The organism is Oxalicibacterium sp. (genome assembly GCF_035565035.1).
GTDB lineage: Bacteria > Pseudomonadota > Gammaproteobacteria > Burkholderiales > Burkholderiaceae_D > Oxalicibacterium.
On sequence record NZ_DATMTD010000076.1, the window covers coordinates 1 to 8,603 of the forward strand.

Here is an 8,603-nt window from a genome sequence, read left to right on the forward strand (position 1 = left end):
ACAAAAAAGGCACTGGCGGAAATGACCAGCGGAGAAGTGTTGCGTGTACAGGCAACCGACCCGGGTTCCGTTCGCGACTTTCAGGCGTTCGCCAAGCAGACCGGTAACGAACTGGTGCAGCAGGACAGGGACGGCGACGTGTTCATCTTCTTCATGAAACGCAAGTAGTCTCAGTCGCCTTGCCGGCAGCGTGCCGGTGCCCGTTTCAACCGCGCACAGCGCATCCGTTTTCTTCCCATTCACTCAGGTTCGGCTTGCAGGTGTGCGGCTTTCGATCGCTTCCTGACAGGCGTCGCCCGGGGCAAGTGACCACTTCCGTTTATAATCTTGCGTTGTTTTGTGTCATTGCGACTTTTTCAAGGACAAAGTTATGAAAGTGTTGGTGCCAGTCAAACGCGTTGTCGATTACAACGTCAAGGTACGCGTCAAATCGGACCAGTCCGGCGTGGATATCGCCAACGTCAAGATGTCGATGAACCCGTTTGACGAGATCGCGGTGGAAGAAGCCGTGCGTCTGAAGGAAGCTGGCAAGGCGACCGAGATCATCGCCGTATCCTGCGGCGTACTGCAATCGCAGGAAACACTGCGCACCGCGATGGCAATCGGCGCCGACCGCGCTGTGCTGGTCGAAACCGACGTCGAATTGCAGCCGCTGGCAGTCGCCAAACTGTTGAAGGCCGTCGCCGACAAGGAACAGCCGCAACTGATCATCCTCGGCAAGCAGGCCATCGACGACGATGCCAACCAGACCGGTCAGATGCTCGCTGCGCTGCTCGACTGGCCGCAAGCGACATACGCATCGAAAGTGGAAGTCGATGGCGACAAGGCTGACGCGCCCCGGGTCAAGGTCACGCGCGAAGTCGACGGCGGACTGGAAGTCGTATCGCTGACGCTGCCGGCCATCGTGACGACCGATCTGCGCCTGAACGAACCGCGCTACGTGACGCTGCCGAACATCATGAAGGCGAAGAAGAAGACGCTGGATAACATCAAGCCGGCAGACCTCGGCGTCGATGTCACGCCGCGTCTGAAAACGCTGAAGGTCAGCGAACCGGCAAAACGTTCCGCAGGCATCATCGTGCCGGACGTCGCCACGCTGGTCGCCAAACTCAAGAACGAAGCCAAAGTCATTTAATCAGGATCACATCATGACCGCACTCGTCATCGCCGAACACGATAATGCCTCGTTGAAAGGCAGCACACTCCACACCATCACCGCCGCAGCGCAATGCGGCGGCGATGTTCATGTTCTGATCGCCGGACATCAGGCCGATGCAGCCGTTCAGGCCGCGGCAAAGGTTGCCGGCGTCGCCAAGGTACTGGTGGCCGACGGCGCACAATTTGCCGACGGCCTGGCCGAAAACATTGCGGCGCAGGCATTGGCGCTGGCATCGAACTATTCGCATATCCTCGCGCCGGCGACGGCCTACGGCAAAAACATCCTGCCGCGCGTCGCCGCCAAGCTGGATGTCGCGCAGATTTCGGAAATCACCAAGGTCGTATCGGACGATACCTTCGAACGTCCGTTTTACGCAGGCAACGCGATCGCGACCGTGCAATCGTCGGACGCGATCAAGGTCATCACCGTGCGCACGACCGCATTTGATGCGGCGGCCGAAGGTGGTTCCGCCACGGTGGAAAACGTGACGGCGGTGGCCGATTCCGGCAAGTCGTCGTTCGTCTCGCGCGAGATCGCGACCTCGGCGCGTCCGGAACTGACGGCTGCAAAGATCGTCGTCTCCGGCGGTCGCGGCATGGGTTCGGAAGAAAGCTTCAAGATTCTCGAACCGCTGGCCGACAAGCTCGGCGCGGCGATGGGCGCCTCACGCGCGGCAGTCGATGCCGGTTACGTGCCGAACGACTGGCAGGTTGGACAAACCGGCAAGATCGTCGCGCCGGAACTGTATATCGCTGTTGGTATTTCTGGCGCGATCCAGCATCTGGCCGGCATGAAGGATTCCAAAACCATTGTTGCGATCAACAAGGATGCCGAAGCGCCGATCTTCTCGGTGGCCGATTACGGCATCGTGGGTGATTTGTTCGAAATCGTGCCGGCGCTGGTGAAAGAACTCGGCTAACGGTTTTTAAAACGTTTCGCCGAATGGGCGGGACGGTCAGCGGTTGTCGTGCGCGGATTTTCTGGCACACTGCAATCACTGACCGTCCCGCCCATTTTTCATTCAGGAGTTCTGCATGAGCTACGTCGCACCGCTGAAAGACATGCTGTTCGTGTTGAACGAACTGGTCGATCTGCAAGCCATCAACGCCTTGCCCGGTTGCGAGGATGCGACGCCGGAAACGGTGGAAGCGGTGCTCGACGAGAACGCGCGTTTTTGCAGCGAAGTGATCGCGCCGCTGAATCAGACCGGTGATCGCCAACCTTCGACGTGGAAAGATGGCAGCGTGACGACCACGCCCGGTTTCAAGGAGGCCTTCAAGTCGTTTGGCGCTGCGGGCTGGCAAGGTGTGCAGCATCCGGCGGATTTCGGCGGACAGGGTTTGCCGAAACTGGTGGCGACGCCTTGCATGGAGATGCTGAACGCGGCCAACCTGTCATTTGCATTGTGTCCGCTGCTGACCGACGGCGCGATCGAGGCGTTGATGACTGCCGGTTCGGATGAGCAGAAGCAGGCGTTCCTGCCGAACTTCATCGCAGGAAAATGGACTGGCACGATGAACCTGACCGAGCCGCAGGCCGGGTCTGATCTGGCGATGGTGCGTTCACGCGCGGTGCCGCAGGGTGACGGCACCTACAAGATTTCCGGCACCAAGATTTTCATCACATATGGCGAGCACGACATGGCGGAGAACATCGTCCACCTGGTGCTGGCGCGCACGCCGGATGCGCCGGAAGGCGTGAAGGGCATTTCGCTATTCCTCGTGCCGAAATTTCTCGTGAACGCCGACGGTTCGCTCGGCGCACGCAACGATGCCTATTGCGTCTCGATCGAACACAAGCTCGGCATCAAGGCCAGTCCGACTGCGGTGCTGCAGTTCGGCGATCACGGCGGCGCAATCGGCACACTGGTCGGGCAAGAGAATCGCGGGCTGGAAACAATGTTCATCATGATGAAAGCGGCGCGCTTCGCAGTCGGCATTCAAGGCATCGGTCTGGCAGAGCGTGCGTACCAGAAGGCCGTGCAATATGCGAAGGAGCGGGTGCAGTCGAAGGATCTTGAAGGTTCGGCGACGGCGGTATCGATCATTCATCAGCCGGATGTGCGACGCATGCTGATGTCGATGAAAGCGCAGATCGAGGCGGCGCGTGCGCTGGCGTATGTCGCGGCCGGTCATTTCGACATGGCACATCATCACGCCGATGAAGACGTGCGCAAGACGCATCAAGCTATCTATGAGTTCATGGTGCCGATCATCAAGGGCTGGTCGACCGAGATGTCGATCGATGTTGCATCGACCTGCGTGCAGATTCACGGCGGCATGGGCTTTATCGAAGAAACCGGCGCTGCGCAGTTCTATCGCGATGCGCGCATCCTGACGATCTATGAAGGCACAACGGCGATCCAGGCGAACGATCTGGTTGGCCGCAAGACGGTGCGCGATGGCGGCGCAGTGGCGAAAAGCATCATCGCCGATGTGCGTCGCACCGAAGCGGAGTTGGCGGAACGCATCGCGCAATGCACTTCGAAAGACATCGCCGACGATCTGGCGGCGGTTCAAAAGCAACTGGCCGCCGCGACCGTTTCACTGGAAGGCGTCGTGGACTATGTGGTCGGCAACATGCAGTCCGATATCAAGGGCGTGTTTGCCGGCAGCGTGCCGTATTTGAAGCTGGCCGGCATCGTGCTTGGTGGCTGGCAGATGGCGCGTGCAGCGCTGGCCGCGCAACGCCTCCTTGCAGCAGGCGATGGTGACGGTTCGTTTCATCAGGCAAAACTGGCGACGGCGCGTTTCTTTGCGGATCACTATTTGTCGCAGGCCGGCGGTTATCGCAGCGCGATCGTCGATGGCAGCAAGGGCGTTCTCGCGCTCGACGAAAACCAGTTCTGACGATGGTGACACGGGTAGTTCTGGTGTGGCTTTGTACGGTAGCCGGATTTTTATTCGGTTTGTTGTTTAGTCAGTTTGTGCTCAAGCTGGACAATTGGTTGGACGCAAAATTGGTTCTAACTCTTTTTTCAGGTACAGGCTTTGTAATTGGTCATATTTATGCGAAGGGAAAATGACATTCGGGATAGAAGTCATCTCTTTCATATTTTTCTCAGCGAAGACGACCGATATAACCACGATCCACTGCGTCTCCTTCGTCCGGTGAAGTTGAGGCCGATGTTGTCTGCGTTGGCGTCGCTGAAGTTGGCCGCTGCGTATCGACGAGCCGAGACAACAGCGCCTGCCGCGGTTCGGGAGTAACGAACAATCCGTCAACACCGAAGAAAATCTCCTGCAACTTTGCGCTGATATCCCGTAAGTCCGGATTATCCGATTCAGCCGTCATCTTCAACAGGTAGCGACAATAATTCTGGTCGATGCGCATGTATTCGATATCGGTGACACGGCCGGTCTGGCGTCGCAGCGTGACATGCAACCGGCCCATCAATGCGAAGGCATGATTTTCCTGCGCCGCACGTGTGTGATGTTCTTCCGTCATAGTACGTGCTCACCATGTTGTTCCAGATCCAGGCCGTCGCGCTCGGCTTCCGGCGTGACACGCAGGCCGACCAGCGCATTCACGATGCCGAGGATGATGGCAGTCATGATGGCCGAGAAGGCCAGGGTCACGATCACACCGAAGGCCTGATTGCCGAACGAGCTTTCCACGCCGCCGATGGACTTGACGGCGAATACGCCGGTCAGCAATGCACCGACGATGCCGCCGATCGCGTGCACGCCGAACACATCCAGCGAGTCGTCATAGCGGAGCATCGATTTGAGCGAGGTGGCGCCCCAGTAGCAGGCGACGCCGGCGATGGCACCGATCACCAATGCGCCAGTCACGCCGACAAAGCCGGATGCCGGCGTGATGGCAACCAGGCCGGAAACCGCACCCGACACCATGCCGAGTACCGATGGTTTGCCGCGCCGGGCCCATTCGACAAACATCCACGACAGCGCACCGACTGCGGTTGCCAGTTGCGTCACCAGCATTGCCATGCCGGCACGGCCGTCCGCGGCGCCGGCCGAACCGGCATTGAAGCCGAACCAGCCAACCCATAGCATGCAGGCACCGATCACGGTCAGTACCAGATTGTGCGGCGGCATCGGTTCCCTGCCGAAGCCGAGGCGCGGGCCGATGATCACGGCGGCCACCAGACCGGAAACGCCTGCGTTGATGTGGACGACGGTGCCGCCGGCAAAGTCGAGCACGCCGCGGGCGGCCAGCCAGCCACCCGGTTCCCATACCCAGTGCGCGACCGGTGCATAAACGAAGATCGACCACAGTGTGATGAACATCAGCAGCGCGGAAAATTTCATCCGTTCGGCGAACGCGCCGGTAATCAGCGCCGGCGTAATGATGGCGAACGTCAGTTGAAACATCAGAAATACGCTTTCCGGGATGGTCGGGGCGATTTCGCTGACGGAAACCTTGCCGCTTTCCTTGATGAACTCCAGTCCGCTCAACAGCACGCGATCCAGTCCGCCGATGTAAGGCGAGCCGGGTGTGAACGCAAGGCTGTAACCGATCACGACCCAGATGACCGTGACCAGGCAGGTAATCGCGAAACTTTGTGCCATCGTCGCCAGGACGTTTTTCTGGCGCACCATGCCGGCATAGAAAAGGGCGAGTCCCGGAATTGTCATCAACAACACCAGCGCGGTCGAGGTCAGCATCCACGCGGTATCGCCGGAACTGATTTTTGAAATATCGACCAGTGCGGGTTTGGTCAGTGGTTCATCCACGTGCGCTGGTGGAACGTCTATAACTGGCGCCACTGGCGATTCCGCGATCAACGGCGGCGTGGCGACCATGGTAGCGGTTTCCAACGCGGGGGACGGATCGGTTGTCGTTTGTGCAATGGCCGGGTGCAAGAGACTTGCGGCCAGAATGGCCAACGCCATCGCAACAGATGCAGTAACGCGCATGGAAAACTCCCCCGATTTTGATTTGATGAGTCCGCACAAGGTACGGTGACATGTTTCATAAAAGCACTATGCGTGCCATGCGGAAAGGACCTTGGAAGCGGGAATGGCCTTGTCCGGTCATTCTTTTCCTGCACTGCGGTTGTTCACGTGGGAATTCGATCGCACAGAGTTGGGGAACTGAAGTGGTCATGAAACGCTTCAAGCTGAACCGCCAGATGACAGAGCACTCGGCAAGAGTGTTGTCTTGAATGCAAGAATTTCCTGTTTCGGGCGAATCGACGATCGATTTACCACGCTGCCGTTGCAGGAGCGCCGAATCAGGTTGCGGGGGAAGGGTGGATCACGCTATAATCTGCGGCTTTTCCGTGTTCTGACACTTATTGGAAATATTATGGTCGTTATTCGTTTAGCTCGTGGTGGTGCAAAAAAGCGCCCTTTTTACAACATCGTTGCAACTGACTCGCGCAATCGTCGCGACGGTCGTTTCATCGAACGTATCGGCTTCTTCAATCCAGTCGCTTCCGGCGCAGAAGAAACCGTTCGCATCGCTCAAGACCGTTTGTCGTACTGGCAAGGCGTTGGCGCACAATTGTCGCCTACCGTTGCTCGTCTGGTCAGCCAGGCTGGCAAGAAAGCCGCTGCTTAAGTTTTGCCTGATCGGGCAGCATCAGGGATGAAAATTCCCGAGGATTTGGTGCTGGTTGGTTACATCTCCGGTGCGTATGGATTGAATGGCTGGGTGCGGATTCGCCCCTACTCAAACGATGCCGGTGCATTGCTGCATGCCAGAACATGGTGGCTGGACAAGCCTGAACTCCACGACGTGGAAGTCATGCAATCCAAAATGCATACCGATGATGTCGTTGCGCAATTGATGGGTGTGGCGGATCGCAATGCTGCGGAAGCGCTGAAAGGCACAACCGTACAGATTGCACGGAATCACTTCCCGGCATTGTCGGACGATGAGTTTTACTGGGTCGACCTGATCGGCCTTGAAGTTGAAAACCTGCAGGGCGAGCGTCTGGGCCTGGTCAGGGATCTGATGGATAACGGTGCACACCCGATTTTGCGGGTTTCACCAGAAGCCACCGATCCCGGGATTTCGCAGGAAATGCTGATTCCGTTTGTTGACCAGTTCGTCAAGACGGTCGACAGGACAGCGAAAAAAATCACGGTGGACTGGGGTCTGGACTATTAGTCGCCTCAATATGCGAACGGATGCGAGGAGCGGACGAGATGCAATTTGATGTCGTCACCCTGTTCCCGGAAATGTTCACGGCGATTACGCAATCCGGGATTACACGCCGCGCATTCGAACAAAAAAGCTGCACGCTGTCGTTATGGAATCCGCGTGATTTCACCACTGACAGGCATCGCACGGTCGATGATCGCCCTTACGGTGGCGGTCCCGGCATGGTGATGATGATCAAGCCGCTGGAAGACGCCGTACAGGCGGCGAAGGTTCGGCAGATTGCACAGGATTTGCCCGCACCGCGCGTGATCTACCTGTCGCCGCAAGGCAAGGCACTGACGCATGAGCGCGTGATGCAACTGACGACAGAACCGGGACTGGTTTTGTTGTGTGGCAGATATGAAGCAGTAGACCAGCGGTTTCTCGATCGCTGTGTCGATGAGGAAATCAGCCTCGGCGATTTCGTCTTGTCCGGCGGTGAATTGCCGGCGATGGCGCTGATGGATGCCGTGATCCGGCAACTGCCCGGTGTACTGAATGACGGTGCGTCGGCGGTGGAAGACAGTTTTGTGAACGGCTTGCTCGATTGTCCGCATTACACGCGACCCGACGTCTACGAGGGGGAAGCGGTACCAGCGGTTCTGATGGGTGGCAATCACGCAGAAATCGAGAAGTGGCGACGGGAGCGAACGCTGGAAGCGACCGCAAGAAAGCGTCCCGATCTGATCGACAAGGCACGCGAGGCAGGATTGCTGACGCGGGCCGATGAAAAGTTTTTGAGCAGTCTGTAGTTGCAATACGTTGTAGTGCGCGCAGGGCACAAGTCCTGCAATTGTGTAACCCCATCCTCTACCGGGCATTCGAGAAGTAGCAGCGCCGGCAAGATGGCTTTAGGAGTAAAAAATGGATCTGATCCAGCAACTTGAGCAAGAAGAAATTGCTCGCCTCGGCAAGAACATTCCTGACTTCGCCCCAGGCGATACGGTCATCGTCAACGTCAACGTCGTCGAAGGTACGCGCAAGCGCGCACAGGCTTACGAAGGTGTCGTGATTTCGCGTCGCAATCGCGGCCTGAACTCGAACTTCATCGTTCGCAAAATCTCGTCGGGCGAAGGCGTGGAACGTACGTTCCAGCTGTACTCCCCGCTGATCGCTTCGATCGAAGTGAAACGTCGCGGCGACGTACGTCGTGCAAAACTGTACTACCTGCGCGACCGTTCGGGCAAATCCGCACGTATCAAGGAAAAACTGCCGCAACGCCGCGCTGCGGCAAAAGCTGCAGAGTAATCGCAGCGGCCAGCCGTTCAGGCTGGTGTCGGCAAGGAGAAATACGATTGTGTTTCTCCGAAAAACAAAACCCCGCATTCAGGAT

The 8,603-nt window shown here is 57.9% G+C and carries 10 protein-coding genes; 8 read left to right on the forward strand and 2 right to left on the reverse strand.

Annotated features, from left to right (window positions below; translation table 11 throughout):
- From VN114_RS07045 to VN114_RS07060, 4 genes are all read left to right on the forward strand, one after another.
- Positions 1-168: sulfurtransferase TusA family protein (locus VN114_RS07045; protein ID WP_325513402.1), on the forward strand; the 168-nt coding region annotated here is incomplete at its 5' end.
- Between the two features lie 202 nt (positions 169-370).
- Entirely contained in the window at positions 371-1,135 is a 765-nt protein-coding gene (locus VN114_RS07050; RefSeq protein ID WP_325513386.1) for an electron transfer flavoprotein subunit beta/FixA family protein, read from the forward strand.
- A 13-nt stretch (positions 1,136-1,148) separates the two neighbouring features.
- Positions 1,149-2,078 (forward strand): electron transfer flavoprotein subunit alpha/FixB family protein, encoded by a 930-nt coding sequence (locus VN114_RS07055; RefSeq protein WP_325513388.1) that lies wholly within the window; start codon positions 1,149-1,151, stop codon positions 2,076-2,078.
- Positions 2,079-2,193: 115 nt separating this feature from the next.
- Positions 2,194-4,008, forward strand: coding sequence for an acyl-CoA dehydrogenase (locus tag VN114_RS07060; protein WP_325513390.1), 1,815 nt, complete (start codon positions 2,194-2,196; stop codon positions 4,006-4,008).
- 211 nt (positions 4,009-4,219) lie between these two features.
- Here VN114_RS07060 and VN114_RS07065 read toward each other — a convergent pair whose 3' ends face one another.
- Positions 4,220-4,606 carry a hypothetical protein gene (locus VN114_RS07065; protein WP_325513392.1) on the reverse strand — a complete coding sequence of 129 codons (387 nt, stop codon included), beginning with the start codon at positions 4,604-4,606 and terminating at the stop codon, positions 4,220-4,222.
- Entirely contained in the window at positions 4,603-6,039 is a 1,437-nt protein-coding gene (locus VN114_RS07070) for an ammonium transporter (RefSeq protein ID WP_325513394.1), read from the reverse strand. The genes VN114_RS07065 and VN114_RS07070 overlap by 4 nt, the downstream gene beginning before the upstream one ends.
- A 391-nt stretch (positions 6,040-6,430) precedes the next feature.
- Between VN114_RS07070 and rpsP the strand changes: the two genes are divergently transcribed.
- The 4 genes from rpsP (at position 6,431) to rplS (ending at position 8,518) form a co-directional block, all read left to right on the forward strand.
- The gene (gene rpsP / locus VN114_RS07075; RefSeq protein ID WP_325513404.1) at positions 6,431-6,685 is read left to right on the forward strand and encodes a 30S ribosomal protein S16; all 255 of its coding nucleotides are present in this window, start codon (positions 6,431-6,433) and stop codon (positions 6,683-6,685) included.
- A 27-nt stretch (positions 6,686-6,712) separates the two neighbouring features.
- On the forward strand, positions 6,713-7,237 hold the full coding sequence (rimM, locus tag VN114_RS07080; protein ID WP_325513396.1) for a ribosome maturation factor RimM: 525 nt from the start codon (positions 6,713-6,715) through the stop codon (positions 7,235-7,237).
- Positions 7,238-7,275: 38 nt separating this feature from the next.
- Complete coding sequence (gene trmD, locus VN114_RS07085) at positions 7,276-8,022, forward strand: tRNA (guanosine(37)-N1)-methyltransferase TrmD (RefSeq protein WP_325513398.1); 747 nt, start codon at positions 7,276-7,278, stop codon at positions 8,020-8,022.
- 112 nt (positions 8,023-8,134) lie between these two features.
- On the forward strand, positions 8,135-8,518 hold the full coding sequence (rplS, locus tag VN114_RS07090) for a 50S ribosomal protein L19 (RefSeq protein WP_325513400.1): 384 nt from the start codon (positions 8,135-8,137) through the stop codon (positions 8,516-8,518).
- Positions 8,519-8,603 lie beyond the last annotated feature (85 nt).

Bases quoted from the DNA above. Each gene is read 5' to 3' on its own strand.
- VN114_RS07050 (WP_325513386.1), top strand. From the start codon at position 371: ATGAAAGTGTTGGTGCCAGTCAAACGCGTTGTCGATTACAACGTCAAG.
- VN114_RS07055 (WP_325513388.1), top strand. From the start codon at position 1,149: ATGACCGCACTCGTCATCGCCGAACACGATAATGCCTCGTTGAAAGGC.
- VN114_RS07060 (WP_325513390.1), top strand. From the start codon at position 2,194: ATGAGCTACGTCGCACCGCTGAAAGACATGCTGTTCGTGTTGAACGAA.
- VN114_RS07065 (WP_325513392.1), bottom strand. From the start codon at position 4,606: ATGACGGAAGAACATCACACACGTGCGGCGCAGGAAAATCATGCCTTC.
- VN114_RS07070 (WP_325513394.1), bottom strand. From the start codon at position 6,039: ATGCGCGTTACTGCATCTGTTGCGATGGCGTTGGCCATTCTGGCCGCA.
- rpsP (WP_325513404.1), top strand. From the start codon at position 6,431: ATGGTCGTTATTCGTTTAGCTCGTGGTGGTGCAAAAAAGCGCCCTTTT.
- rimM (WP_325513396.1), top strand. From the start codon at position 6,713: ATGAAAATTCCCGAGGATTTGGTGCTGGTTGGTTACATCTCCGGTGCG.
- trmD (WP_325513398.1), top strand. From the start codon at position 7,276: ATGCAATTTGATGTCGTCACCCTGTTCCCGGAAATGTTCACGGCGATT.
- rplS (WP_325513400.1), top strand. From the start codon at position 8,135: ATGGATCTGATCCAGCAACTTGAGCAAGAAGAAATTGCTCGCCTCGGC.